The organism is Streptomyces sp. x-80, from assembly GCF_046549095.1.
GTDB classification, from domain to species: Bacteria; Actinomycetota; Actinomycetes; order Streptomycetales; family Streptomycetaceae; genus Streptomyces; species Streptomyces celluloflavus.
This window is the reverse complement of record NZ_JAJPWM010000006.1, coordinates 70,698-95,297: the sequence shown is the minus strand read 5'-3', so window position 1 is coordinate 95,297 and position 24,600 is coordinate 70,698. Positions and strand designations below refer to the sequence as shown.

General features: G+C 72.0%; 23 protein-coding genes. 16 read left to right on the top strand and 7 right to left on the bottom strand.

Translation table 11 applies throughout. The features are described 5' to 3' along the window. Positions 1-79 precede the first annotated feature (79 nt). From hpnE to ACLJWH_RS13455, 9 genes are all read left to right on the top strand, one after another. Positions 80-1,540: a hydroxysqualene dehydroxylase HpnE gene (gene hpnE / locus ACLJWH_RS13495; protein ID WP_411141892.1), complete on the top strand. Its 1,461-nt coding sequence runs from the start codon at positions 80-82 to the stop codon at positions 1,538-1,540. Further along, positions 1,537-2,658 (top strand): polyprenyl synthetase family protein, encoded by a 1,122-nt coding sequence (locus ACLJWH_RS13490; RefSeq protein WP_411141891.1) that lies wholly within the window; start codon positions 1,537-1,539, stop codon positions 2,656-2,658. The genes hpnE and ACLJWH_RS13490 overlap by 4 nt, the downstream gene beginning before the upstream one ends. A 105-nt stretch (positions 2,659-2,763) precedes the next feature. Beyond that, positions 2,764-4,770, top strand: coding sequence for a squalene--hopene cyclase (gene shc / locus ACLJWH_RS13485; protein ID WP_411141890.1), 2,007 nt, complete (start codon positions 2,764-2,766; stop codon positions 4,768-4,770). Next, positions 4,770-5,426 carry a 1-hydroxy-2-methyl-2-butenyl 4-diphosphate reductase gene (locus ACLJWH_RS13480; protein WP_411141889.1) on the top strand — a complete coding sequence of 219 codons (657 nt, stop codon included), beginning with the start codon at positions 4,770-4,772 and terminating at the stop codon, positions 5,424-5,426. Before shc ends, ACLJWH_RS13480 begins: the two co-directional genes overlap by 1 nt. Positions 5,427-5,431: 5 nt before the next feature. Continuing rightward, a complete protein-coding gene (gene hpnH, locus ACLJWH_RS13475) occupies positions 5,432-6,457 on the top strand; it encodes an adenosyl-hopene transferase HpnH (protein ID WP_411141888.1) in 1,026 nt (341 codons plus the stop codon). Positions 6,458-6,461: 4 nt separating this feature from the next. Further along, on the top strand, positions 6,462-7,661 hold the full coding sequence (gene ispG / locus ACLJWH_RS13470; RefSeq protein WP_411141887.1) for a flavodoxin-dependent (E)-4-hydroxy-3-methylbut-2-enyl-diphosphate synthase: 1,200 nt from the start codon (positions 6,462-6,464) through the stop codon (positions 7,659-7,661). A gap of 19 nt (positions 7,662-7,680) precedes the next feature. Beyond that, complete coding sequence (gene dxs / locus ACLJWH_RS13465) at positions 7,681-9,561, top strand: 1-deoxy-D-xylulose-5-phosphate synthase (RefSeq protein WP_411141886.1); 1,881 nt, start codon at positions 7,681-7,683, stop codon at positions 9,559-9,561. After that, positions 9,558-10,940: an aspartate aminotransferase family protein gene (locus tag ACLJWH_RS13460; RefSeq protein WP_411141885.1), complete on the top strand. Its 1,383-nt coding sequence runs from the start codon at positions 9,558-9,560 to the stop codon at positions 10,938-10,940. The genes dxs and ACLJWH_RS13460 overlap by 4 nt, the downstream gene beginning before the upstream one ends. Positions 10,941-10,970: 30 nt before the next feature. Further along, on the top strand, positions 10,971-12,179 hold the full coding sequence (locus ACLJWH_RS13455) for a serpin family protein (RefSeq protein ID WP_411141884.1): 1,209 nt from the start codon (positions 10,971-10,973) through the stop codon (positions 12,177-12,179). A 119-nt stretch (positions 12,180-12,298) separates the two neighbouring features. Here ACLJWH_RS13455 and ACLJWH_RS13450 read toward each other — a convergent pair whose 3' ends face one another. Continuing rightward, on the bottom strand, positions 12,299-13,108 hold the full coding sequence (locus tag ACLJWH_RS13450; RefSeq protein WP_411141883.1) for a tyrosine-protein phosphatase: 810 nt from the start codon (positions 13,106-13,108) through the stop codon (positions 12,299-12,301). 255 nt (positions 13,109-13,363) lie between these two features. Between ACLJWH_RS13450 and ACLJWH_RS13445 the strand changes: the two genes are divergently transcribed. Beyond that, positions 13,364-14,164, top strand: a complete 801-nt coding sequence (locus ACLJWH_RS13445) for an SGNH/GDSL hydrolase family protein (RefSeq protein WP_052860463.1) — start codon at positions 13,364-13,366, stop codon at positions 14,162-14,164. Positions 14,165-14,224: 60 nt separating this feature from the next. Here the strand turns inward: ACLJWH_RS13445 and ACLJWH_RS13440 are convergent, their stop codons facing one another. Beyond that, positions 14,225-14,680 carry an ATP-binding protein gene (locus ACLJWH_RS13440; RefSeq protein WP_411141882.1) on the bottom strand — a complete coding sequence of 152 codons (456 nt, stop codon included), beginning with the start codon at positions 14,678-14,680 and terminating at the stop codon, positions 14,225-14,227. A gap of 136 nt (positions 14,681-14,816) precedes the next feature. On the opposite strand from ACLJWH_RS13440, the gene ACLJWH_RS13435 reads away from it, so the two are divergent. From ACLJWH_RS13435 to ACLJWH_RS13425, 3 genes are read left to right on the top strand one after another with little or no spacing between them, the layout of a single operon-like run. Next, on the top strand, positions 14,817-15,683 hold the full coding sequence (locus ACLJWH_RS13435; protein ID WP_411141881.1) for a helix-turn-helix domain-containing protein: 867 nt from the start codon (positions 14,817-14,819) through the stop codon (positions 15,681-15,683). 3 nt (positions 15,684-15,686) lie between these two features. After that, the gene (locus ACLJWH_RS13430) at positions 15,687-15,965 is read left to right on the top strand and encodes a DUF397 domain-containing protein (RefSeq protein ID WP_411141880.1); all 279 of its coding nucleotides are present in this window, start codon (positions 15,687-15,689) and stop codon (positions 15,963-15,965) included. Positions 15,966-16,012: 47 nt separating this feature from the next. Continuing rightward, a complete protein-coding gene (locus ACLJWH_RS13425) occupies positions 16,013-16,885 on the top strand; it encodes an SAM-dependent methyltransferase (RefSeq protein WP_411142204.1) in 873 nt (290 codons plus the stop codon). Here ACLJWH_RS13425 and ACLJWH_RS13420 read toward each other — a convergent pair. The 5 genes from ACLJWH_RS13420 to ACLJWH_RS13400 form a co-directional block, all read right to left on the bottom strand. After that, positions 16,858-17,751 (bottom strand): STM4011 family radical SAM protein, encoded by an 894-nt coding sequence (locus ACLJWH_RS13420; RefSeq protein ID WP_411141879.1) that lies wholly within the window; start codon positions 17,749-17,751, stop codon positions 16,858-16,860. The two genes, ACLJWH_RS13425 and ACLJWH_RS13420, sit on opposite strands and share 28 nt — an antisense overlap. Before the next feature lie 11 nt (positions 17,752-17,762). Beyond that, on the bottom strand, positions 17,763-19,202 hold the full coding sequence (locus ACLJWH_RS13415) for an STM4012 family radical SAM protein (RefSeq protein ID WP_411141878.1): 1,440 nt from the start codon (positions 19,200-19,202) through the stop codon (positions 17,763-17,765). Next, positions 19,199-20,005, bottom strand: a complete 807-nt coding sequence (locus ACLJWH_RS13410) for an STM4013/SEN3800 family hydrolase (protein WP_411142203.1) — start codon at positions 20,003-20,005, stop codon at positions 19,199-19,201. The genes ACLJWH_RS13415 and ACLJWH_RS13410 overlap by 4 nt, the downstream gene beginning before the upstream one ends. Positions 20,006-20,090: 85 nt before the next feature. After that, positions 20,091-21,293 carry an STM4014 family protein gene (locus ACLJWH_RS13405; protein WP_411141877.1) on the bottom strand — a complete coding sequence of 401 codons (1,203 nt, stop codon included), beginning with the start codon at positions 21,291-21,293 and terminating at the stop codon, positions 20,091-20,093. Positions 21,294-21,389: 96 nt separating this feature from the next. Next, entirely contained in the window at positions 21,390-22,349 is a 960-nt protein-coding gene (locus tag ACLJWH_RS13400) for an STM4015 family protein (protein ID WP_411141876.1), read from the bottom strand. Positions 22,350-22,693: 344 nt separating this feature from the next. Here ACLJWH_RS13400 and ACLJWH_RS13395 point away from each other — a divergent pair, with 344 nt between their 5' ends. From ACLJWH_RS13395 to ACLJWH_RS13385, 3 genes are all read left to right on the top strand, one after another. Further along, positions 22,694-23,020 (top strand): hypothetical protein, encoded by a 327-nt coding sequence (locus ACLJWH_RS13395; RefSeq protein ID WP_411141875.1) that lies wholly within the window; start codon positions 22,694-22,696, stop codon positions 23,018-23,020. A 70-nt stretch (positions 23,021-23,090) separates the two neighbouring features. After that, positions 23,091-24,200, top strand: coding sequence for a DUF6745 domain-containing protein (locus tag ACLJWH_RS13390; protein WP_411142202.1), 1,110 nt, complete (start codon positions 23,091-23,093; stop codon positions 24,198-24,200). Between the two features lie 5 nt (positions 24,201-24,205). Further along, a complete protein-coding gene (locus tag ACLJWH_RS13385; RefSeq protein WP_411141874.1) occupies positions 24,206-24,337 on the top strand; it encodes a hypothetical protein in 132 nt (43 codons plus the stop codon). Positions 24,338-24,600: the final 263 nt, after the last annotated feature.

Sequence of the window (24,600 nt, the reverse complement as noted above, 5' to 3'; positions counted from 1 at the left end):
GCGGTGATCCGGCGTCGGCGCGGCGGGCAACCCTCCGGTGGACGGCTGCGTCCATGACGGATGTACGGGGGGAGAACGCATGACATCGGGAGACAGGCGGCCCGACCGCCACCACACACCGCCGGCAGGCCGTCCCGAAGGGGCGGCTGCGGTGGTCATCGGGGGCGGACTGGCCGGTACCACGGCGGCGCTCGCGCTGGCCGACGCAGGGCTGCGGGTCACCCTCGTGGAGGGCCGTCCCCGGCTGGGCGGCCTCGTCTTCTCCTTCCGCCGTGACTCCCCGGCCGGCGAGCTGACCGTCGACAACGGCCAGCACGTCTACCTGCGCTGCTGCACCGACTACCGCCGGTTCCTGGAGCGGATCGACGCCGCGCGCCTGGTCCCCGTCCAGGACCGCATGGACGTACCGGTCCTGGACGCCGACCGGATGCGGCTCGGCCGGCTGCGGCGCACCGCGCTGCCCGTCCCGCTCCACCTGGCCAGGAGCCTGGCCCTGTATCCGCACCTCTCGCCCGCCGAGCGCGCCGGTGTCGTGCGCGCCACCCTCGCGCTCCGGCGCCTGGACCCGGCCGACCCCGCGCTGGACGGCCGCGACTTCGGCAGCTGGCTGCGCCGGTACGGCCAGTCGGCCCGTACCGTCGAGGCCCTGTGGGACCTGGTCGGCGTCGCCACCCTCAACGCCACCGCCGACGAGGCGTCCCTGGGCCTGGCCGCCAAGGTCTTCAAGACCGGGCTGCTCTCGGCCCCGGGTGCCGCCGACATCGGCTGGGCCCACGTCCCGCTCGGCGACGTCCACGACGCCCTCGCCCGCACCGCCCTGGAGAAGGCCGGGGTACGCGTCGCCCTGCGCACCCGCGCCACCGCCGTGACCCGCACCGACGACGGTGGCTGGCAGGTCTCGGTGTCGAGCGGCCCGCACCACGGCGAGCGACTGGCCGCGGACACCGTCGTCCTCGCCGTACCGCAGCGGGAGAGCCACGCCCTGCTCCCCGACGGCGCGCTGGCCGACCGGGACCGGCTGCTGGACATCGGCACCGCGCCGATCCTCAATCTCCATGTCGTCTACGACCGCAGAGTGCTGCGCCGCCCCTTCTTCGCCGCGGTCGGCTCACCGGTCCAGTGGGTCTTCGACCGCACGGACGCCTCCGGGCTCGCCGGACTGTCCGAGGGGACCGGCCGGCAGTATCTGGCCGTCTCGCAGTCCGCCGCGCAGGACGAGATCGACCTGCCGGTCGCCAAGCTCCGCGCCCGTTACCTCCCCGAGCTGGAGCGGCTGCTGCCCGCCGCCCGGGGCGCCAGGATCATCGACTTCTTCGTCACCCGCGAGCGCACCGCGACCTTCGCGCCCGCCCCGGGCGTCGGCAGGCTCCGCCCCGCCGCCCGTACCCAAGTCCCCGGCCTGTTCCTGGCCGGTGCGTGGACCGCCACCGGGTGGCCCGCGACCATGGAAAGCGCTGTGCGCAGCGGCACCGTCGCCGCTCGTGAGGCACTTACCGAACTCGGCTTCCCTCAGGGCCAGTTGCCCCAGGAGGCGGCATGACTACGAGTATCAGTTCCCGCACGAGCACGAGCATCGGAAACAGAGGAGAAACCGTGAATCCGGCTTCCCCAGCTATCGACACCGAGAGCGTCACCGCGCTGCTGGAGCGTGGGCGGACACTCGCCACTCCCGTGCTGCGTGCTGCCGTGGACCGGCTCGCCCCTCCCATGGACACCGTCGCCGCCTACCACTTCGGCTGGATCGACGCACAGGGCCGCCCGTCCGCGGGTGACAGCGGCAAGGCCGTACGGCCCGCGCTCGCCCTGCTGTCCGCGCAGGCCGCGGGCAAGGCGCCCGAGGTGGGCGTGCCGGGCGCGGTGGCGGTCGAGCTGGTGCACAACTTCTCGCTGCTGCACGACGACCTGATGGACGGCGACGAACAGCGCCGGCACCGCGACACCGTATGGAAGGTGCACGGCCCCGCGCAGGCCATCCTCGTCGGCGACGCGCTGTTCGCGCTCGCCAACGAAATACTGCTGGAACTGGGCACGGTCGAGGCCGGCCGGGCCACCCGCCGGCTCACCGTGGCCACCCGCAAACTGATCGACGGCCAGGCCCAGGACATCTCCTACGAGCACCGCGAGCGGGTCACCGTCGAGGAGTGCCTGGAGATGGAGGGCAACAAGACGGGCGCACTCCTCGCCTGCGCCGCCTCCATCGGTGCGGTCCTCGGCGGCGCCGACGACCCCACCGCGGACACCCTGGAGCGGTACGGACACCACCTCGGCCTCGCCTTCCAGGCGGTCGACGACCTGCTCGGCATCTGGGGCGACCCGGACGCCACCGGCAAGCAGACCTGGAGCGATCTGCGCCAGCGCAAGAAGTCGCTGCCGGTGGTCGCCGCGCTCGCCGCCGGAGGCCCGGCCTCCGAGCGCCTCGCCGGGATCCTCGCGGCGGACGCCAAGAAGAGCGAGACCGAGATCGCCGACTTCACGGAGGAGGAGTTCGCCTCCCGCGCGGCCCTGATCGAGGAGGCCGGCGGCCGCGAGTGGACCTCCCAGGAGGCCCGCCGCCAGCACGCCACCGCCATCGCCGCACTGGACGAGGTCGAGATGCCGGAAGAGATCCGCGGGCAGCTCGTCGCGCTCGCGGACTTCGTCGTCGTACGAGAGAGATGATCACTATCAAACCGATCTAGATCGCAGTCGCCGGCCGGTGCCAGCCGGGCGCCGGCCGACGGAATCCCTGAGCACGCTTCACAGTTCACTGCCGAAGGGGAAGCCATGAAAGCGACGACCGACGGAAGCACCGGGGCGCCCGCCCCCCGGGCCCCCTCGGCCAGCGATGACGCCGCCGAGACAACCGCATACCTGCCGGCCGCCGTGGCGGGGGACACGATGGCCGCCGCACGACACGCGACCACCCGCGCCACCGAGCATCTGCTCGCCGCCCAGGACTCCGCCGGATGGTGGCAGGGCACCCTCGAAACCAACGTCACGATGGACGCGGAAGACCTGCTGCTCCGTCAGTTCCTGGGCATCCAGGACCGCGGGATCACCGAGGCGGCGGCCCGCCACATCCGCGCCGAACAGCGCGCCGACAACACCTGGGCCACCTTCCACGAAGGGCCCGGCGACCTCTCCGCCACCATCGAGGCATACGTCGCCCTCCGGCTCGCCGGAGACGCCCCCGACGCCCCCCACATGGCCGGCGCCGCCGCCTGGATCCGCGGCCACGGCGGCATCGCCGCCGCCCGTGTCTTCACCCGCATCTGGCTGGCCCTCTTCGGCTGGTGGCGGTGGGAAGACCTCCCCGAACTCCCGCCGGAGCTCATCTACTTCCCCCAGTGGTTCCCGCTCAACATCTACGACTTCGGATGCTGGGCGCGGCAGACCATCGTGCCGCTGACCATCGTCTCGGCCAAGCGCCCGGTGCGGCCCGCACCGTTCACCCTCGACGAGCTGCACACCGATCCGCGCCGTCCCCGCCCGCGGCAGCCGCTCGCCCCGGCCGCCAGCTGGGACGGCCTCTTCCAGCGCCTCGACAAGGCGCTGCACCTCTACCACAAGGTCGCGCTGCGCAAGCTGCGCGGGGCCGCGATGCGCTCCGCCGCCCGCTGGATCGTCGAACGGCAGGAGAACGACGGCTGCTGGGGCGGTATCCAGCCCCCCGCCGTCTACTCCATCATCGCCCTGCACCTCCTCGGCTACGACCTCGACCACCCCGTCCTCAGCGCCGGTCTGCGGTCGCTGGACCGGTTCGCCGTCTGGCAGGAGGACGGCAGCCGGATGATCGAGGCATGCCAGTCCCCGGTCTGGGACACCTGCCTGGCGACCATCGCGCTCGCCGACGCCGGAGTCCCCGCCGACCACCCGCAGCTGGTCAAGGCCGCCGACTGGATGCTCGCCGAGGAGATCGACCGGCCCGGCGACTGGGCGGTCCGCAGACCGCAACTCCAGCCCGGTGGCTGGGCGTTCGAGTTCGAGAACGACAACTACCCGGACATCGACGACACCGCCGAGGTGGTGCTGGCGCTGCGCCGGGTGCGGCATCCGGATCCGGCGCGCGTCGACGCCGCCGTCCAGCGCGCGGTGCGCTGGAACCTCGGCATGCAGTCCAAGAACGGAGCCTGGGCCGCCTTCGACGCCGACAACACCAGCCCGTTCCCCAACCGCCTGCCGTTCTGCGACTTCGGTGAGGTCATCGACCCGCCGTCGGCCGACGTCACCGCCCATGTCGTCGAGATGCTCGCCGACGTCGACCGTACGCACGACCCGCGCACCCGCCGCGGCATCCAGTGGCTGCTGGCCGAACAGGAGCCCGACGGCGCCTGGTTCGGCCGCTGGGGAACCAACTACCTCTACGGCACGGGATCGGTGCTCCCCGCGCTCGCCGCGGCCGGTATCCCCGGCTCGCATCCCGCGGTCCGCCGGGCCGTCGGCTGGCTGGAGCGGGTGCAGAACGACGACGGCGGCTGGGGCGAGGACCAGCGGTCCTACCAGGACAAGAAGTGGGCCGGCCGCGGCGCGTCGACCGCCTCGCAGACCGGCTGGGCGCTGATGGCGCTGCTCGCGGCCGGCGAGCGGGACAGCGAGGCGGTACGGCGCGGAGTGCGCTGGCTGGCCGGCACCCAGCGCGCGGACGGCACCTGGGACGAGCCGTACTTCACCGGCACCGGCTTCCCCTGGGACTTCTCCATCAACTACCACCTGTACCGGCAGGTCTTCCCGCTGACGGCCCTGGGCCGCTACGTCAACGGCGGACCGGCCGGTGCGTCCCTGGGGGTCTGATGCCACGCAGGCCCGCGCCGGATGCCGGACCGCCGCTGCTGGTCGCCTGCGCGCTCGGCATCGAACGGTTCGCGCTGCGCGGCGGTGACCGCGGCGCCGGGAACCCGCCCGCGGTCACCCTCCGTACCGGCATGGGCCCGCAGGCGGCGGAGCGCGCCCTCGCCAAGGCGCTGGGCGACGGCGCTCGTACCGCGGATTCGCCCGTCATCGCCAGCGGCTTCTGCGCCGGCCTCGCCCCCGGCATGCGGCCCGGCGACGTGGTCGTCGCCGAGACCACCCGCGATCACCGCCCGGACGCGCCGGAGGTGGTCTGCCGCGACAACGGCCCGCTGCTACGGGCCTTGCGGGAGCGCGGCCTGACCGTGCACACCGGCCTGCTGTGCGGCTCCGACCACGTCGTACGCGGCGCGGCGCGGGCCGCCCTGCACGCCACCGGCGCCGTCGCGGTGGACATGGAATCCGCCGCCACGCTCCGCGCGGCGACGCGGGCCGGCCGCCGTCCGGTTGCGGCCGTCCGAGTGGTCGTGGACGCTCCGGAACATGAACTCGTCCGTATCGGCACCGTGCGCGGTGGAATATCGGCCTTCCGTGTGCTGCGCTCTGTGTTTCCTGTTTTTTTCGAATGGCACCGTTCTTTGCTGCTCCCCAGGAGGTGAGCTAGATGGCCATGCCGCTCCGTCAGACCATCCGGGTCGGAACCTATCTCTTTGAACAGAAAGTGCTGCGGAAGCGCGAGAAGTTCCCGCTCATCGTCGAGCTCGAACCCCTCTTCGCCTGCAACCTGAAATGCGAGGGCTGCGGGAAGATCCAGCATCCGGCGGGGGTCCTCAAGCAGCGGATGCCGGTGGCGCAGGCGGTCGGCGCGGTGCTGGAGTCCGGCGCCCCGATGGTCTCCATCGCCGGCGGCGAACCCCTGATGCACCCCCAGATCCACGAAATCGTACGGCAGTTGGTGGCCCGCCGGAAATATGTCTTCCTGTGCACCAACGCGATGCTGCTGCGCAAGAAAATGGAGAAGTTCACCCCCTCGCCGTATTTCGCCTTCGCGGTGCACATCGACGGAATGCGGGAACGGCACGACGAATCCGTCGCGAAGGAAGGCGTATTCGACGAAGCGGTGGCAGCCATAAAGGAGGCCAAGCGGCGTGGCTTCCGGGTCACCACCAATTCCACCTTCTTCAACACCGACACCCCGCAGAACATCATCGAGGTCCTCAACTTCCTCAACGACGACCTCCAGGTCGACGAGATGATGCTGTCGCCCGCCTACGCCTACGAGAAGGCCCCCGACCAGGAGCACTTCCTGGGCGTCGAGCAGACCCGGGAGCTGTTCAAGAAGGCGTTCGCCGGCGGCAACCGCCGTCGCTGGCGGCTCAACCACAGCCCGCTCTTCCTCGACTTCCTGGAGGGCAAGGCGGACTTCCCGTGCACGGCCTGGGCGATCCCCAACTACTCGCTCTTCGGCTGGCAGCGGCCCTGCTACCTCATGAGCGACGGATACGTCCCGACGTACCGGGAGCTCATCGAGGAGACCGACTGGAACAAGTACGGCCGGGGCAAGGACCCGCGCTGCGCCAACTGCATGGCGCACTGCGGCTACGAGCCCACCGCCGTCCTGGCCACCATGGGCTCCCTCAAGGAGTCCCTGCGGGCCGCCCGGGAGACCGTCGCAGGAAACCGCGGGTGACGTGATGAACAGTGGTGAGCCTCCCGGGGGAGTGCGGGACATCCCCCGGAGCAGCACGGTACTGGGGCTCCCCGAGGTCCCGGCCCGGCCACTGGCGACGCGGCGCACGTCGCGCGCGATCCAGGTCGGGCCGGTGACGGTGGGCGGCGGCGCTCCCGTCTCGGTGCAGTCGATGACGACGACGCGGACCTCTGATGTGGGGGCGACGCTTCAGCAGATTGCGGAGCTGACGGCGTCGGGGTGTCAGATTGTGCGGGTGGCGTGTCCGACGCAGGATGATGCGGATGCGCTGGCGGTGATTGCGCGGAAGTCGCAGATTCCGGTGATCGCGGATATTCACTTCCAGCCGAAGTATGTTTTTGCGGCGATCGATGCGGGGTGTGCGGCGGTCCGGGTGAATCCGGGGAACATCAAGCAGTTCGACGACAAGGTCCGGGAGATCGCGAAGGCGGCGTCCGAGGCGGGTACGCCGATCCGGATCGGTGTGAACGCGGGTTCGCTGGACCGGCGGTTGCTCCAGAAGTACGGGAAGGCGACGCCGGAGGCGCTGGTGGAGTCGGCGCTGTGGGAGGCGTCGCTGTTCGAGGAGCACGGTTTCCGGGACATCAAGATCTCGGTGAAGCACAATGACCCGGTCGTGATGGTCAATGCCTACCGTCAGCTCGCCGCGCGTTGTGACTATCCCCTGCACCTGGGTGTCACGGAGGCGGGCCCGGCCTTCCAGGGCACCATCAAGTCGGCGGTGGCGTTCGGTGCGCTGCTGAGTGAGGGGATCGGTGACACGATCCGGGTGTCGCTGTCGGCGCCGCCCGCCGAGGAGGTCAAGGTCGGCCTTCAGATCCTGGAGTCGCTCAATCTCAAGCAGCGCCGGCTGGAGATCGTCTCGTGTCCGTCGTGCGGTCGTGCGCAGGTGGATGTGTACAAGCTCGCGGATCAGGTCACGGCCGGTCTGGAGGGCATGGAGGTGCCGCTGCGGGTCGCCGTGATGGGCTGTGTCGTCAATGGCCCCGGTGAGGCCCGGGAGGCGGATCTGGGCGTGGCGTCCGGCAACGGCAAGGGGCAGATCTTCGTCAAGGGTGAGGTCGTCAAGACCGTCCCCGAGTCGAAGATCGTCGAGACCCTCATCGAAGAGGCCATGAAGATCGCCGCGCGGATGGAAGCCGAGGGAGCAGTGGCAGGCACCCCCGACATCACCGTCAGCTGAATCCAGAGGGGGACCGATCATGACGATGCTGGAGCACATCCGGGAGCCACGCGACCTCAAGGCGCTGGCCGACGACCGGCTGGACGAACTGGCCGCGGAGATACGGAAGTTCCTGGTGCCGGCGGTCGCCCGCACCGGCGGACATCTGGGGCCCAACCTGGGCGTCGTCGAGCTGACCATCGCCCTGCACCGGGTCTTCGACTCGCCCGCCGACCGCATCCTGTGGGACACCGGGCACCAGTCCTACGTCCACAAGCTGCTCACCGGCCGGCAGGACTTCTCGAACCTGCGGGCCAAGGGCGGTCTGTCCGGCTACCCCTCGCGCGCCGAGTCCGAGCACGACGTCATCGAGAACAGCCACGCCTCGACGGTGCTGGGCTGGGCCGACGGCCTGGCCAAGGCCAACCAGGTGCGCGGCAAGGACGACCATGTCGTCGCGGTGATCGGCGACGGCGCACTGACCGGCGGGATGGCCTGGGAAGCGCTGAACAACATCGCCGTCGCCAAGGACCGCCCGCTGGTCATCGTCGTCAACGACAACGAGCGCTCCTACGCGCCCACCATCGGCGGCCTCGCCGACCACCTCGCCACCCTGCGCACCACCGACGGCTACGAGAAGTTCCTGGCCCGCGGCAAGGACCTCCTGGAGCGCACGCCGGTCGTCGGCAAGCCGCTCTACGAGACGCTGCACGGCGCCAAGAAGGGCTTCAAGGACTTCATCGCCCCGCAGGGCATGTTCGAGGACCTCGGCCTGAAGTACATCGGGCCGGTCGACGGGCACGACATCGCGGCCGTCGAGTCCGCGCTGCGCCGCGCGGCCGGCTTCCACGGTCCGGTGCTGGTGCACTGTCTGACCGAGAAGGGCCGCGGCTACCGGCCCGCCCTGGAGGACGAGGCGGACCACTTCCACACCGTCGGCGCGATGGACCCGCTGACCTGCGAGCCCGTCGCGCCGCCCGGCGCACCCTCCTGGACCTCCGTCTTCGGCGACGAGATGGTCCGGATCGGCGCCGAGCGCGCGGACGTCGTCGCCATCACGGCGGCGATGCTGCAACCGGTCGGGCTCGGCAAGTTCGCCGAGGCGTATCCGGACCGGGTGTGGGACGTGGGTATCGCCGAGCAGCACGCCGCGGTGTCGGCGGCGGGCCTGGCCACCGGCGGACTGCACCCGGTCGTCGCGCTGTACGCCACCTTCCTCAACCGCGCCTTCGACCAGGTCCTGATGGACATCGCGCTGCACCGGTGCGGGGTCACCTTCGTCCTGGACCGGGCCGGTGTCACCGGCGTCGACGGCGCCTCGCACCACGGCATGTGGGACATGTCGATGCTGAGCGTCGTACCGGGACTGCGGATCGCCGCACCCCGCGACGCCGAACAGCTCCGGGCCGAGCTGCGCGAATCCCTCGACGTGGCCGACGCTCCGACCGTCATCCGGTACCCCAAGGAGTCGGTGGGCGAGCCGATCGCGGCGGTGGAGCGGATCGGCGGGGTCGATGTGCTGCACCGCGCGCCGCAGCCGGTCGTCCTGCTGGTCGCGGTCGGTGTGATGGCGACGGTCTGCCTGGAGGTCGCCGAGCTGCTGGCGGAGCGCGGCGTCGGCACCACGGTCATCGACCCGCGCTGGGTCAAACCGGTGGACCCCGCCATCGCGCAGCTCGCCCTGCGGCACGCGGTGGTGGCCGTCGTCGAGGACAACAGCCGCAGCGGCGGCGTGGGATGGGCGGTCGGCCAGGCGCTGCGCGACGCGGCGGTGGATGTGCCGCTGCGGACCTTCGGCATCCCCGAGCAGTTCCTGCCGCACGCCAAGCGCGGCGAGCTGCTGGCCGACATCGGCCTCACCCCCGCCGAGATCGCCGGCCGGATCAGCGCCGCACTGGCCCGTAAGGAGAACCACTCGTGACCGGATTCAACCTGGCCGAGCTGCTCGCCGAGCGCGGCGGCGAACGCTATGACCTGCACACCCGCCATCTCAACCATCAGCTCCCGCGCATGCTGCACACCATCGGCTTCGACAAGGTCTACGAGCGGGCCGAAGGCGCCTACTTCTGGGATGCCGAAGGCCAGGACTACCTCGACATGCTCGCCGGATTCGGGGTGATGGGCCTCGGCCGGCACCACCCCGTCGTCCGCCGGGCGCTGCACGAGGTGCTGGACGCCCAGCTGCCCGACCTCACCCGCTTCGACTGCCAGCCGCTGCCCGGTCTGCTCGCCGAGAAGCTGCTGAGCTACGCGCCCCACCTGGACCGCGTCTTCTTCGGCAACAGCGGCACCGAAGCGGTCGAGACCGCGTTGAAGTTCGCCCGTTACGCGACCGGCAAACCCCGCGTCCTCTACTGCACCCATGCTTTCCACGGCCTGACCACCGGCTCCCTCTCCGTCAACGGCGAGGACGGCTTCCGGGACGGTTTCGCCCCGCTGCTGCCCGACACCGCCATCGAGATGGGCGATCTGGAGGCGCTGGCACGGGAGCTGGCGCGCGGCGATGTGGCGGCGCTGGTCGTCGAGCCGATCCAGGGCAAGGGCGTGCTGCCCACCCCGCCCGGATTCCTGCGCGCCGCCCAGGAGCTGCTGCACCGGCACAAGGGCCTGCTGATCGCCGACGAGGTGCAGACCGGCCTCGGCCGCACCGGCGACTTCTTCGCGTACCAGCACGAGGACGGCGTGACACCGGACCTGGTGTGCGTGGCCAAGGCGCTGTCCGGCGGCTATGTCCCGGTCGGTGCGACGCTCGGCAAGGACTGGATCTTCAAGAAGGTCTACTCGTCCATGGACCGGGTGCTGGTGCACTCCGCCAGCTTCGGGTCCAACGCCCAGGCGATGGCCGCCGGACTCGCGGTGCTCTCGGTGATGGAGGACGAACAGATCGTCGCCAACGCCCGGCGCACCGGCGATCTGCTGCGCACCCGGCTCGCGGCGCTGACCGACAAGTACGAGCTGCTGCACGAGGTGCGCGGCCGCGGCCTGATGATCGGCATCGAGTTCGGCAGACCGAAATCGCTGGGCCTGCGCGGCCGTTGGACGATGTTGCAGGCGGCCCGCAAGGGGCTGTTCGCGCAGCTGGTCGTGGTGCCGCTGCTCCAGCGGCACCGCATCCTGACCCAGGTCTCGGGCGACCACCTCGAAGTCATCAAGCTGATCCCGCCGTTGACCATCGGGGAGCGGGAGGTCGACCGTTTCGTCGACGCGTTCACCGCCGTCATGGACGATGCGCACAGTGGCGGCGGCCTGCTGTGGGACTTCGGGCGGACGCTGGTCAAGCAGGCGGTCGCCAACCGCTGACGACGTACCGGGGGAGACGAGGGGGAGACGATGACCGCCACGACGACGGTGCGGGCCGTCAACGGCCTGACGGCCCGCTGGGCGCGGGACACGGTGGGGGAGCGGGGCACGGTCCTGACCGCGGCCGGTGTCTGGCCGCTGCTGGCGCTGCTCGCCGGGCCGGCGGCGGGCGAGGCCCGCGCGGAGCTGGCCGCGGCGCTCGGCACCGACGCGCGGTGCGCGCCGCGGGCCGGCCGCGAGCTGCTGGCCCTGCTCGCCGCGGCGGACGGCGTCGACGCGGCGGTGGGGCTGTGGACCCGGCGGACCCTCGCGCTCCGCCCCGAGTGGACGGCGGGCCTCCCGCTCGACGTGCACGGCGAGCTGACCGGGGACGCCTCCGCCGACCTGGCCGCGCTGCACGCCTGGGTGCGGCGGCACACCGACGGACTGATCGAGCGGATGCCGGTGCGGGTGGGCCCCGGGACGCTGCTCGTGCTGGCGAGCGCGCTGCTGGTGCGTACCACCTGGCCGGAGCCGTTCCGGGAACAGCCGCTGCGGGCGGCCGAAGGGCCGTGGGCCGGGCGGGAGCTGACGGGCCTGCACCGCCGCGACACGGACCCGGAGCAGGTACGGGTGCACGCCACCCCGGACGGCCCGCTGACCGCGGTGGCGGTCGCGGGCGACAACGGGATCGATGTCCACCTGCTGCTCGGCGGGCGGGCGGTACCGGGCGGTGACGTGCTGCGGCACGGCGTGGCGGCGCTGGGCGGCGCGTATCGGACGGTGTCCGGCGCGGGGCTGACCGGCGGCGCCGGACCGGGCGTGCGGGTGACCTCGGTGCCGAGCCGGGACGGCGCACCGCGGGCGGAGCTGACCACCGCGCGGTTCACGATCGACGCCGAACACGATCTGCTGGCGCGGGCCGGTCTCTTCGGGCTCACCTCGGCCGCCGACGCCGCGCGCGGTCATTTCCCCGGGATCAGCCCGACGCCGCTCGCGGTGGACTCGGCCCGGCAGACGGCTACCGCGACCTTCGGCCCGCGCGGATTCCGGGCGGCCGCGGTCACGGCGATCGGGACGCGGGCGGGTGCGGTGCCGCGGACCCCGCCGCACCGGGCGCGGCTGGTCTCGGCCCGCTTCGAGCGGCCCTTCGGCTTTCTCGCGGTGCACCGGGCGTCGGGGCTGGTGCTCGTCACGGGCTGGGTGACCGACCCGGACGGGTGGCGGGCGGACGGGCGCCATGCGGACGTGGGCGGGTGAGGCGGGGCGCCGTGGTGCGGTGACGCACGGGAAACGGCCCGGCGGACAGTTCCACCGGGCCGCTTCCTCCGGCGCTCCGGGTGCGGCGTACGAGCCGGCCGCCGTACCGGGCGGGCTGCTCAGTCGGTCAGCAACTGGGCGCGCAGGCGCTCGCGGGTCTCGGGCGACAGCTTCAGGCCCTCGGCCAGGTACGTCTCCGTGGAGCCCCAGGTCTGCTCGATCGCGTCGAAGGCGGCCGCGAGGTAGTCGGTACGCGCGCCGAACAGCGGCGAGAGCAGCTCCATGACCTCCGGGGACATCCCGACCGCGGAACTGTCGGAACGGCGGATCTTGTAGCGGCGGCTGGGGTCGTCGGACTTGAGGTAGTCGGCCTCGATGGCGTCCGGCTCCACGCCGACCGCCAGCAGGGTCACGGCGACGGACAGGCCCGCGCGGTCCTTGCCGGCCGCACAGTGCATCAGCGCCGGGACGCTGTCCTCGGCGAGCGCGTGCAGCACCTGGCTGTGGGCGTCGGTGCGGGTGGTGATGATGTGACGGTAGGTGCTGGCCATACGGGCCGCGGCCTTGCCGTCACCGAGGGCGGTACGCAGCTGGTCCAGCTCGCCGTCACGCACCATCGCCCAGAACTCCGCGCCGTCGGCCGGATCGGTGAGCGGGATGTTCACGTTCCGCACGCCGGGCAGCGCGACATCGGGGCCTTCCAGCTTGATGTCCGAGGTGTTGCGGAAGTCGAAGACCGTGTGCAGCCCGAGACCGGCGAGAAACGCGGCGTCCGTCTCGGTCGCGTGCGCGAGATGGCCGCTGCGGAACAGCCTGCCCTGCCGTACGCGACGCCCGTCCACGGTCGGCAGTCCGCCCACGTCACGGAAGTTGCGCACCTCCGCGAGGTCGGGCTGGGTCGACGGGACATGCGGCGTCTGCTGCGTCACGGGCGCTCCTCGGGTTCGGCCGCCGACGGGGCTCGCCGACGAGGCGGGGCGCCTCCGACGATACGACACTGACGCAGTGCGCAATTAGGGTGCAACATCGTCGACACATGACTCAAAATGAGGCGATCAGGCAGCAGTCTGTGATCGATCATTATTCCGACTTGAGAAGAATTTGACCGGGTGGCATTAATCACCTCCCGTCAACCCCTGGTTACGGTGGCGTAAGTCACTTCTCAAAGGGAAGGATGTCCTGACGTGGCAGACGATTCGAAGAACAACAGCAACGGCGCGAGCGGCGCCATCGGGTCGTACGCAGCCGTCGGGGACAGCTTCACCGAGGGGGTCGGGGATCCCGGCCGTGACGGGGCGTACATCGGTTGGGCGGACCGCCTGGCGGTCCTCCTCTCGGACCAGCGGGACGAAGGCGACTTCCGCTACGCGAACCTCGCGGTCCGCGGGCGGCTGCTCGACCAGATCATCGAGGAGCAGGTGCCCCGGGCCAAGGAGCTGGCGCCCGAGCTGGTCACGTTCTGTGCCGGCGGCAATGACATTCTGCGGCCCGGATCGGACCCCGACGCGGTGGCCGAGCGGTACGACGCCGCCGTAGCCGACCTGCGCGAATCGGTCGGGACGGTGCTGCTCTGCACCGGCTTCGACACCCGCGACATCCCCGTGCTCAAGCATCTGCGCGGCAAGATCGCGACCTACACCGCGCATGTGCGGGCCATCGCGGACCGGCACGACTGCCCGGTCCTGGACCTGTGGTCGCTGAAGTCGGTGCAGGACCGGCGGGCCTGGAGCGATGACCGGCTCCACCTGTCGGCCGACGGCCACACCCGGGTGGCCCTGCGCGCCGGACAGGTGCTCGGCCTGCCGGTGCCGGCCGACCCGGACCAGCCGTGGCCCCCGGAGGCGGAACGCTCGGCCGCCGAGGCCCGGCGCGACAACATCCACTGGGCGCGTGAGCACCTCGTACCGTGGATCGGGCGCCGGCTGCGTGGCGAGTCCTCCGGCGACCATGTCGAGCCCAAGCGGCCCGATCTGCTGCCGCTGTAACGTCCCGCGGCGCGCGCCGCGGACCGAGGCCCCGATGTCCGCCGACGGCGGAGCGGGGCCTCAGTGCGTTGCGGTGTACGGAAGTTCGGCCCAGACGGCCTGGCCGCCGGCGTCCCCGGGCCGCGTCCCCCAGCTCTCGGAGAGCGCGCCGACGAGGAACAGGCCCCGTCCGCACTCCTTGTCCACGCTGCGGGGCTGGACGTGCGGAGCCGCGGCGCCGCACGCTCCCTCGTCGGTGACCGTGATGCGGACATATGTGCCGAACAGGGTGAGCTCACAGCCGACCCGCTCGCTGTCGGAGTGCCGTACCGCGTTGGTGAACAGCTCGGATACCACCAACTCCACATCGTCACGGACCTGTTGATCCGCGCCCCACTCGTGCAGCAGGGCGCGGACACGTCTGCGCGCCTCGGCGACGGACGTGCGGCGTGCCGGCAAATGGAACGCGTCCTGCGGGCGCTCGGCGACGAAGCCGCCACAGCGCCCTAACAGAGGAGCGTTGTAGGAGGAAGCCACTCCGCAACTATGTGCGATGTTGGTCACTGATGGCAAGGATCAGTCTGTAATTTGCAGAATCAGATATGCAGTCTGTTCGTGCTGCTGACCGCATGACACACTGCTGATCATTGACGTCAGTTGGAGGGGATCGGACGTGGCGGATCCACGGTCGGCAGGCGCGCCGACCGTCCTGCGGGTAGTGCTCGGAAAGCGACTCCAGGACCTGCGCGAGAAGGCGGGGCTGTCCTTCGAACAGGCCGCCGCGGCCCTCGATGTCACCCACGCCACCATACGACGCATGGAAAAGGCCGAGGTCGGCCTGAAGATCCCCTATGTCGAGAAGCTGCTGGCGACGTACGGCGTCACCGAGCAGTGCGAGATCGACGGGTTCCTCTCCCTCGCCCGGGAGGCCAACCGCCCCGGCTGGTGGCACAACTTCCGGGACGTCCTGCCCGAGTGGTTCAGCGCGTTCGTCAGCCTGGAGAGCGAGGCCAACCTCATCCGGGCGTACCAACCGCACTACGTTCCCGGGCTGTTGCAGACCGAGGACTATGCCCGCGCCGTCCTGCGGGCCGGTATGCCGCACGCCCCGGCCGAGGACATCGACCGCATCGTCGCCCTGCGGATGGAACGGCAGCCGCTGCTGACCCGCGAGAACGCCCCGATGCTGTGGGTCGTGATGGACGAGACCGTGCTGCGGCGCCCGATCGGCGGCGCCAAGGTGATGCACGGACAGTTCAGCCGGCTGATGGAGGCCACCGCCCTGCCGAACGTCCGGCTCCAGATCATGCCCTTCACCGCAGGCCCGCACCCCGCGATGTACGGGCCGTTCCACATCTTCCGCTTCCCGCTCCCGGAACTTCCGGACATGGCGTATGCGGAAACCCTCGTCGGAGCCGTGTACTTCGACCAGCGCAACGACGTCTCGCAGTTCCTGGAGGCCCTGGACCGGATGTGTGCGCAGGCCGCGCCGGCACACACCACCAAGGCCATTCTGGGTGGCTTTCGCAAGGAGATCTGAACCATGGATCGCATACGCATCTACAACGGCATGCCCGCCAAAGAACTGGGCAATGAGGGCTGGCACAAGCCGTGGAGCGGCGGAAACGGCGGCGAATGCGTCGAGGCGATGCGGCTGGGGGACGGCCGGGTGGCGCTGCGCCAGTCGACCGACCCGGACGGCCCGGCGTTGATCTACACCCATCGCGAGATCGTGAGTTTCATCGAGGGCGCGAAGGCCGGGGACGCGGACTTCCTGCTCTCCGCGGCGCCGTGCCGGCGCACCGAACGGAGGACGGCGTGAGCGAACAGGACATCACCCAGAGCCAGGAGATATCCCCGGTGCAGGAGATGCCCCAGGGGTTCGAGAGCCCGAAGGGCTCACCGATTCCGGAGCACATGGGCTTCTCGGCCGACGAGATCGACACCAGTCGGCCGCATCCGGCCCGGATGTACGACTACTACCTCGGCGGCTGGGACAACTACGAGGTCGACCGGACGGCCGCGGAGCGGGTCATCGGGGTCCACCCTCAGGTACGCGTCAGCGCCCGCGCCAACCGCGCGTTCCTGCAACGGGCGGTCCGCGAACTGACCGCCGGCGGTATCCGCCAGATCATCGACATCGGCACCGGCATCCCGACCTCGCCCAACACCCACGAGGTGGCCCGCGAGACCGCCCCCGACACCCGGGTCGTCTACGTCGACAACGATCCGATCGTCGCCACTCACGCCGGGGCCCGGCTGACCAATACCGAACGCACCGGATTCGTGCTCGGCGACGTCCGTGAGCCGCGGGCGATCCTGGACCACCCGACCGTCCGGGAACTCATCGACTTCGGCCAGCCGGTGGCCCTGCTGCTGGTGGCCGTTCTGCACTTCGTCCGGGACGACGAGCACCCCGCCAAGATCGTCGCCGCGCTCGCCGACGCCCTCCCCGCGGGCAGCCACCTCGTGCTCTCGCACGCCACCGGAGAGCCCTACGAGGCGTACGCGGCGGGCCGTACGGACGAGCGGGCGCGCGACGGTGTGGTGGACGTCTACAAGAACGCCACCGCCACCCTCAACCTGCGGACGCGGGCCGAGATCGAGCCACTGTTCGGGCCGTTCAGCCTGCTGGACCCGGGCGTGGTGCGGGTGCCGCTGTGGCGGCCGGACGGCGAGGTGCCCGGCGCCCAAGAGCTCAACGACATCATTTTCTACGGCGGGGTGGGCCGCAAGAACTGAACCGCGCGGGCCGGCGGCGCGGCCGCGGGGATCCGCTCCAGCACGCCACCGGCGAAGACGTCGTACAGCGGCAGCGTCTCCAGATGGACATAGCCGATGTGGCAGTCGCAGACGGAGCGCGGGCAGGCGCGCGGGCGCAGCGCTGTCCGGTAGCTGCCGTCGTAGAGATTGCCCAGCTCCGCCGGGACGAAATGGCAGCGCCGGACCGTGCCGTCGCCGTCCACCGAGATCACCGATTCGCCGGTCCGGCACGGGAGCCCGGCGCTCTCGTGCGGATGGCGGCTGAACGGGAAGAGCGGATCCAGCGCCGTCCACGGGGCGGCCTCCGCGTCCGTGTAGCTGCGGCCCTCGGCGGCGTTGACCCAGAGATAGACCTGCTCGGGGAGGTCGGCGCGGAGCCGGCGGGCGTGCTCCAGGTGCTCGGGGAAGCCCACGATCCCCACGCTGAACCGGGCGCCGCGCGCGGACAGTTCCCGGGTCTTGGCCAGGAACCGGTCGTACGGGGTCTGGCCGGGATGGTAGGTGCACCACAGGGCGAGGGTGTCGAGGTCCGCCTCGGCGAGCCAGTCCGTGCGGCAGCTCAGATTGGTCTGGATGGCCACCCGCCGGATGTGCGGGAGCCGGCTCAGCTCCGCCAGGGTGCGGCGATACCAGGACCGGACCAGGCCCTCGCCCCAGGGTGTGCACAGGATCGACAGCCGGTCGCCGCGCTCCCCCTGCGCCGCCGCCCACTCGGCGAAGCGGGCCAGGGCCGCGCGGTCGGCGGTCAGTTGCGCACGGCTGTCGCGCCGCTTGGCGAACGGGCAGTACGGGCAGTCGTAGTCGCAGGATGCCAGCGGGCCGCGGTACAGAATCGTCAAATCCACTGCGGTACGCCTTATTTGAGGTCGTAGACGGCCATCGCGGACCGTACGGCGGGGGAGAACAGCATCGGGCCCAGGGCGTCGGAGTGCGCCAGCCCCTCGGCGGACAGCCGCAGCCGGCCGGGGGCCGCGGCGGCGTCCAGCCAGCCGAGCTCGGCGAACCGCGCCAGCTCCGCGGGGAAGTCGTCCGCGGGGGAACTGCCGAAGCGGGCACGGTAGTCGGCGGTCGGCATGCCCTCCGCCTGGAGCACCGACTGGAGCAGATGGCGGCGCCGCGCGTCGCCCTCGGTCATGTACCTGCCGTGCTCGGCGCGCGCGAAGTCCGCCGCCGGACGGGATATGTAGTCGTCGATGATCGAGCGGATCCGGTTCATGTGGACGGCGTAGTCGAAGGAGTAGTGCAGGGCCGAGGTGTAGGAGCGGGCGCCGCAGCCCAGGCCGATCATGCCGTCGGTCTGACAGGCGTGGTCGGCGCCGCCGGCGGCCGGCACCGCCGCACCCCGGCGGCGGAACATCCGCATCGACACCTGCTCATAGCCCGCGGCCAGCAGATGGTCACGGCCGTGGCGGTACAGCCGCAGCCGCTGCGCGTCCCACTCCGGGTCGGGCGCCCCCGGGTCGCGGCGGCCCAGACCGGTCAGCGGGCGGACGTAGAGCGGGTAGAGATACAGCTCCTCGGGGCACCAGCCCAGGGCGGTGTCCAGGGAGTGCTGCCAGCTGCGCTCCGTCTGGCCGTCGATGCCGTAGATAAGGTCGATGTTGAGCACCGGGACGGCCGCCTCCCGGATCCGGTCCAGGGCGGCCGCCACCTCGGCCGGGCGCTGCGGGCGGACCGCGGCCCGCGCCTCCGCCGCCACGAAGCTCTGCACCCCGATGCTGATCCGGGTCGCGCCACGCTCGGCCAGGACGGCGAGGCGGTCCGCGGTGGCGGTCGACGGGGAGGTCTCCACGGAGAGCGGCACCGTGCGCAGCTCGGCGCCCATCCGCAGCTCCGCGATATCGCAGAGCCGCGCCAGCTCGAAGGCGTCCAGGAAGGTGGGGGTGCCGCCGCCGAACGCCGCCGCGGCGAAGCGGGCGTCGCCGTGCAGCGAGTCCCGCACGGCGACCGCCTGGCGCTCCAGCGCGTCCAGATACGCCGAGGTCAGCTCCCCGGGGGCGCCGATGCGGGTGAAGAGATTGCAGAAGCCGCAGCGGACCTCGCAGAACGGGATGTGGAGATAGAGCGAGAGGGCGTCCTGCGGCTGTGCCGCCCACAGGTCACGCAGCGCCGGGCGGGGCGACAGCGGGCCGTAGGACGTCTTGTGCGGGTAGGCGTAGACGTAACTCTGGTAAGGCGAACCGGCCGACGGCTGCCGTGGTGTCTCCGCGGGCGCCGGCGGGGCGGCGGGCCGGGGGGCGGCGGGCGCGGCGGTGGCCGGCGCCGGTCCGGTGGTGGTGTGCGGGGCGGTGGTCATCGGGCGGCCTCGATCGTGAACTGGGCGTAGGGGACGGTCCATACGGCTTCGTGGCCGAGGCGGTGGCCGGTATAGCCGTCGTCGCCGTAGGTCGTGCCGTGGTCGGAGCAGACGATGGTGAAGCACGGACGGCGGCTGCCGGCGGCGGCGAAGAGCCGGCCGATGTGCCGGTCGACGTACTCCAGCGCGGCGGCATGGGTGGCGCGGCTGTCGCCGGCCTCCGGGGTGGCGCCGGGCAGATGGAACCAGTTCGGCTGGTGCAGCGCCGCGACATTGACGAACAGGAACAGCCGTTGCTCCGCCGGCAGCGCGGCGACGACCTGCTCCGCCTGGTCCACCTGGGCCTCGAACGAGGTGGCGGAGGCGACCCCGAACTCGGGCTTCCAGTGGCTCTCCTGGAAGAGCCCGGGGAGGACGGAGCCGAGCGCGGCCTGTTTGTTGAAGAACCCCACCCCGCCGATGCACACCGTGTGGTAACCCGCGGCGGCCAGCCCGGAGACCAGGTCCGGGGTGTCGAAGACCCAGGTGCCGGGCGCGGTGGTCTCGCTGCCGGCGAACCGGGCCGCGAACAGTCGCGGATGCGGCCCGGGGGCCGCCGGGGTGGGCAGGAATCCGGCGAACATCGCCTGATGGGAGGCGTAGGTGAAGCTGCCCGGGGCGTGCCGCCGCTCCCAGCGGCCGCCGGGCAGATACCGGGCGAGATGCGGTATCCGGCCGTCCGCTGCCAGCTCCTGCGCCACATCGTGGCGCAGGGTGTCCAGAGTGACGAAGAGGAGATCGTGGCTCCCCACGATCGCGTTCATGTCCGGTGCGGCGACGGCCGCCTCCGGGGTGCGGACCGGCACCGGGGGAACGGGTGCGGACGCGTCCGGGACGCGCGGGGGTGATTCAGGGGCGTACACGGTGTGTTCCGTTCTTTCCGGTCTTTCCGTACTTTCCATATTCTCCGGTCACGTCCATCGTTCCGCTGCCGTTCACCACGGCGGCGACCTGCGCGCCGTAGGTGTCCAGGCCCTCGGCACCACTGCCCGGCAGGCCGGTCAGCCGGGGCAGCAGATCGCCGAAGGCGTTCACCTCGCCCACCACGAAACGCCGCCAGCCCACGGTGGGCAGCAGATCCACCCCCACGCACAGGGTGCGCGGGAAACAGGCGGCGGCCGCCTCGCAGACGGTGAGCGCATCGGCCCAGCGGCCCCCCGCCGCTTCGACGGCCGCCCGTGCCGCACCGAGGTCACCGCGCGCGCCACCGAGATGGAGATTGGTCATCGGCGACCGGCTGGTCCGGACGACGGCGTGGGTGGCGCGGCCGCCGACGACCACGACCCGGAGATCGGCGGCCCGGCCGTGCTGCGCCGCCTTGGGGATCCAGCGCTCGATGTGCAGACCGTCCGGCGCCAGCGCGTCGACGAGGGCCGCGATCTGCGGCTCGCTGTCGTAGCGCCGCACCCGCAGGGAGTTGAACAGGGCGCCGTCGGCGACGAGTTCGACGGACGTCGTGGCCCGGAAGCGGCCCCGGCCGTCCGATTCCAGCGCCACCACCCCGGACGCCGAGGAGCCGTGCGCCGGTTTGAGGAAGGCGCGCCGCAGACCGGCCTCGCGCAGCAGCGACCGGGCCTGCGCCCAGCCGTCGACGGACGGCGCGGCCGGCCCGGAGGTAGGTGACGAGGGGACCGGCACCCCGGCGGTCCGCAGCACCCCGTGGCACCGCCGTTTGTCGAAGAGCACCGCCAGCTCGGCCGGATCGTCCAGGAGCGTGGCGCCGCCCGCCGCCGCGGCCGCGGCGATCTCGCGCACCGCCGCCGTGAAGCGGGCGTACCACCGGGCCGTGCCCTCGACCCGCGTCGGATCAGTGGCGCCCCGCAGCAGCCGTTCGACCTCGTCGTTCTCCCCGGGCGAGTCGATCCGTACGGTCTCGCCCGGGGCGAACCCGGCGCCCGTCCGCAGCACCTCGCGCCAGGCCAGCAACCGTGGCGCGGGCAGCCCGGCGGCCCGTACGGCGGCGGCGAAGAGCGTCACCCGACGGTTCTCGGGGTTGCCGACCACGGCGAAACGCGGGAGAGCGGCGGTGTCGGGGCGGGGGACGCTGAGCATGGTGCCTCCGGGGCGCTCGGCGGACTCTTCGGGAGGTGCGGACCGGATGGACCGGGGGCCGGGGTAGGCGGTGCGCCCCGGCCGGCCGGAGCGGGCCTATTCGGTCACTGCGGCATACCGCCACACGGTGCCGTCGTCCACGTCCTCATCACCTCGCTCGTCCGCCACCACCTCGACCCCGCTGGGCTCCAGCGCCTGGCGGACCCGCTGCACCATCGCGTCGGTGAGGTAGTGATGGTCGAGGTCGAACCGCCGGAGATGGGTGAGCGGCTGGCCGCCGAGCAGCGCCTCCGCGCCACTGTCGGTGAGCGTGCCCATCGACAGATCGAGCGTTTCGAGGCCGGCGACGACCGGAGCCGCGGCGACAGCCGTGGCGATCTCGTCCTGGATCGCGCTGTTCTGGAGTCCGAGACGGCGCAGCGCGGGGAAGCGGGCGCCGGCCAGCACCGCGGCGAGATCGGAGACCTCGTAGTCGCCGCCGTAGTCCGGTACGCCGAGCCAGAGCGTCAACGACTCCAGCGCGGGGAAGTCGCTCTCGCAGATCCCGCGTACGACGGCGGCCGGCAGTCCGCCCGACTCGAACCGCAGCTCGCGCAGCGCCTCGTGTCGCACCGGGGGGAAGGCCAGGCCGTCGCTGCCGCGCACGGACAGGCTCCGCAGGCCGGGGAAGGCGGTGAGCAGCGGTGTGACATCGGACTGCTGGATCCAGGAGATCTCCGCCTCCTCCATCACCAGGTCGCCGAGGAAGACCGCGCGCAGGGAGGTGAGCCGGTCCTTCGCGGCGACGACCGCATCGACGACCATGGACGAGGATTCCTCGTACGCCTCGCCCCACTGACCCAGTACCAGCGCGCGTACGCCGGACAGCTCCACGGTCTCGGTGAACCGCTGCCAGAGCTCGGTGAAGGTCTCTTCCTCGCTGTCGTCGTACGGATCGACGGCCAGTCGCCAGGCGACCGCGCCGGGCTCGGGGAGGGCGGCGGTACCGGCAGTGGCCGGCGGGAACGCGAAGACGGGCAGACCGTCCAGCTCGTCCACATGCTGATGGATGCTCATGGTCGATATTCCTATCAACCGGCACTGACAACGCCGTCCGCGTGCCCGCGTCCGGTCACCGTTCCCGCGCTCCCTCGCTGAGCGTGACCGGCCGGTCGGTCGGGCGGTCGCTGCGAGCCGTGGTGCGGCGGATGGGCGAGCGCCGGGCAGCGGCGGGGGAACGGACCGTACGGCGGCGGGGGAGGGACGCGGGGCCGCCGCGGCCGGTGCGGGGGCGGTGAAGCCGCGCACGGCCGATTGTCAGACCCCCGCCCTAGTGTTTTCGGTGTCCGCGAGAACGCGGTCCCGGGCCGGACGTTCCCGGGACCGTACGAGCGAGGGGAACGAGGGGAAGGGGAACGGTCGTGTACCGACAGGGAGATGTGCTGATCGTGCCGGTCGCGGAGACGGCGCTGCCGGCACATGTGACAGATGTGCCGGACGAACCGCGCGATCCGCGCGGACGGATGGTGCTGGCGCTGGGCGAGGTCACCGGCCATGCGCATGCGGTGGTGGGCGGCGGGGCGCTGAAGCGCGAGGCCGGGCCGTTCGGGCCCGCGCTGCTGCACCTGCCCGACGGCGGGCGTGTGGTGCATGAGGAACACGCGGCGATATCGCTCCCCAAGGGCTGGTACCGCGTCGTGCGCCAGCGCGAGTACGTACCGGGTGCCGTGCGGCTGGTGGCCGACTGACCGGACCGGCGGGCAGGTGAGCCGACGGGTGGGGACAGGCAGGGAAAGGAACGTGTCACGGATGCAAGAGATGCCGGGGGAGCCGGGGGTGCCGCAGATGTCGGACGGGATGCACGGGACGCATGCGGCGGAGGCGCCGCGCATCGGGGGCGTGGCGGTGGCCGACGGCCGGGCCACGGGCGTCGAGGGCTGGCGGGCGGTGGCCGCGGCGACGGGAGCGGCGGACCGGGCGGCAGCGGAGGCGGGGGTGCGGCTGGCCTATCGCCTCGCCGGGCTCGCGGAGCCGGAGCGGCTGGTATGGGCCGGTTCGCCGCGGGAGGCGACGGCGCGGGTGCTGGCCGCGTCGCCGGGGGAGCTGGGTCCGAGCGTGCGCGACGCGGTGCGGACCCGGCCGTGGGCCGCCGAACGGGCCGCACTGCACGCGGAGTTGGGCCGTTCGGCGTGGAGTGAACGCTGGGCCCTGACCGGTGGCCGGCTGTGGGACACCACTCGCGCGCTCGCCGAGCGGATACGGACCGGGGTCGTCGAGACGCTGGCCGAGCAGCCCGCCGACGAGCCGGTGGTACGGCTCGCGCTGCTGGACGCGGTGCTCGGGCAGCAGGACGCGCCCTGGCTCGCCGCGTTCGAGGGGGCCGGTGAGCGGCTGGCGGGCGTCGCCGCCGTGGCCCGGAGCGCCGGCTGGTGGTGGCCGTACGAGAAGGTGGCGATCATCGCTGAGCGACCGGCCGAACTGCATCGTGACGAGGCCGGGCGGCTGGACCGGGGCGACGGTCCGGCGCTCGCCTTCCCCGACGGCTTCGCCCTGCACGCCTGGCGCGGTATGCCGGTCCCGGCCACCTTCCTGGACGGACTGGCCGGCCTCACCCCGGAGCGCATCCGGACGGAGGAGAACGCCGAACTGCGCCGGGTCATGCTGGAGTTCTACGGCTACGACCGCTATCTCGCCGAGTCCGGCGCCCAACCGGTGCACCGCGACGAGGCGGGCATCCTGTGGCGCATCGAACTCGTCGACGATGAACCGATGGTGATGGTCGAGGTGGTCAACTCCACGCCCGAGCCGGACGGCACCCGCCGCACCTACTGGCTGCGGGTGCCGCCCAGGACCCGGACGGCACGGGAAGGCGTCGCGTGGACCTTCGGACTGGTCGAGGAGGTCTACGCGCCGATACGGGAGACCTGAGCGATGTGCGGGGCGAACTGGACGCCGCGGCGGCGGCCGGCTGGCAGGCCCTGGGGGTGCGACGGCCGGGCGATCCGCAAGGGGCGGTGGTCGAGGGCCACCGGACCGTCGCCGACCTGACCGGAGTGGAGAGGTGATCTCCGCGGCCGCCGCCGGTCCCGGCGCACCGGCCCGGCCCTGGCGCACCGAACCGGCCCGCGCACGCGCCCCGCGGCACCTGGCAGGTGACCGCCGCCGGGCCGCCCGGCGGGAACGGCCGTTGACATGACCGCGCGGTGCACTGAACTCTGAGGCCCGTCAGTGATCATTCAACGTTCCCGCGGCGGCCGGGACATGACCGGATCCGGGGCACGGCGGAGCGGATCCGCGAACCGGCCGGGGCCGCGGGGGGAGTGGGGCA

Excerpts from the sequence above, each read along its gene's own strand:
- hpnE (WP_411141892.1), top strand. The coding sequence starts at position 80 with ATGACATCGGGAGACAGGCGGCCCGACCGCCACCACACACCGCCGGCA.
- ACLJWH_RS13490 (WP_411141891.1), top strand. The coding sequence starts at position 1,537 with ATGACTACGAGTATCAGTTCCCGCACGAGCACGAGCATCGGAAACAGA.
- shc (WP_411141890.1), top strand. The coding sequence starts at position 2,764 with ATGAAAGCGACGACCGACGGAAGCACCGGGGCGCCCGCCCCCCGGGCC.
- ACLJWH_RS13480 (WP_411141889.1), top strand. The coding sequence starts at position 4,770 with ATGCCACGCAGGCCCGCGCCGGATGCCGGACCGCCGCTGCTGGTCGCC.
- hpnH (WP_411141888.1), top strand. The coding sequence starts at position 5,432 with ATGGCCATGCCGCTCCGTCAGACCATCCGGGTCGGAACCTATCTCTTT.
- ispG (WP_411141887.1), top strand. The coding sequence starts at position 6,462 with ATGAACAGTGGTGAGCCTCCCGGGGGAGTGCGGGACATCCCCCGGAGC.
- dxs (WP_411141886.1), top strand. The coding sequence starts at position 7,681 with ATGACGATGCTGGAGCACATCCGGGAGCCACGCGACCTCAAGGCGCTG.
- ACLJWH_RS13455 (WP_411141884.1), top strand. The coding sequence starts at position 10,971 with ATGACCGCCACGACGACGGTGCGGGCCGTCAACGGCCTGACGGCCCGC.
- ACLJWH_RS13430 (WP_411141880.1), top strand. The coding sequence starts at position 15,687 with ATGGATCGCATACGCATCTACAACGGCATGCCCGCCAAAGAACTGGGC.
- ACLJWH_RS13425 (WP_411142204.1), top strand. The coding sequence starts at position 16,013 with ATGCCCCAGGGGTTCGAGAGCCCGAAGGGCTCACCGATTCCGGAGCAC.
- ACLJWH_RS13415 (WP_411141878.1), bottom strand. The coding sequence starts at position 19,202 with ATGACCACCGCCCCGCACACCACCACCGGACCGGCGCCGGCCACCGCC.
- ACLJWH_RS13410 (WP_411142203.1), bottom strand. The coding sequence starts at position 20,005 with ATGAACGCGATCGTGGGGAGCCACGATCTCCTCTTCGTCACTCTGGAC.
- ACLJWH_RS13405 (WP_411141877.1), bottom strand. The coding sequence starts at position 21,293 with ATGCTCAGCGTCCCCCGCCCCGACACCGCCGCTCTCCCGCGTTTCGCC.
- ACLJWH_RS13400 (WP_411141876.1), bottom strand. The coding sequence starts at position 22,349 with ATGAGCATCCATCAGCATGTGGACGAGCTGGACGGTCTGCCCGTCTTC.
- ACLJWH_RS13390 (WP_411142202.1), top strand. The coding sequence starts at position 23,091 with ATGCCGGGGGAGCCGGGGGTGCCGCAGATGTCGGACGGGATGCACGGG.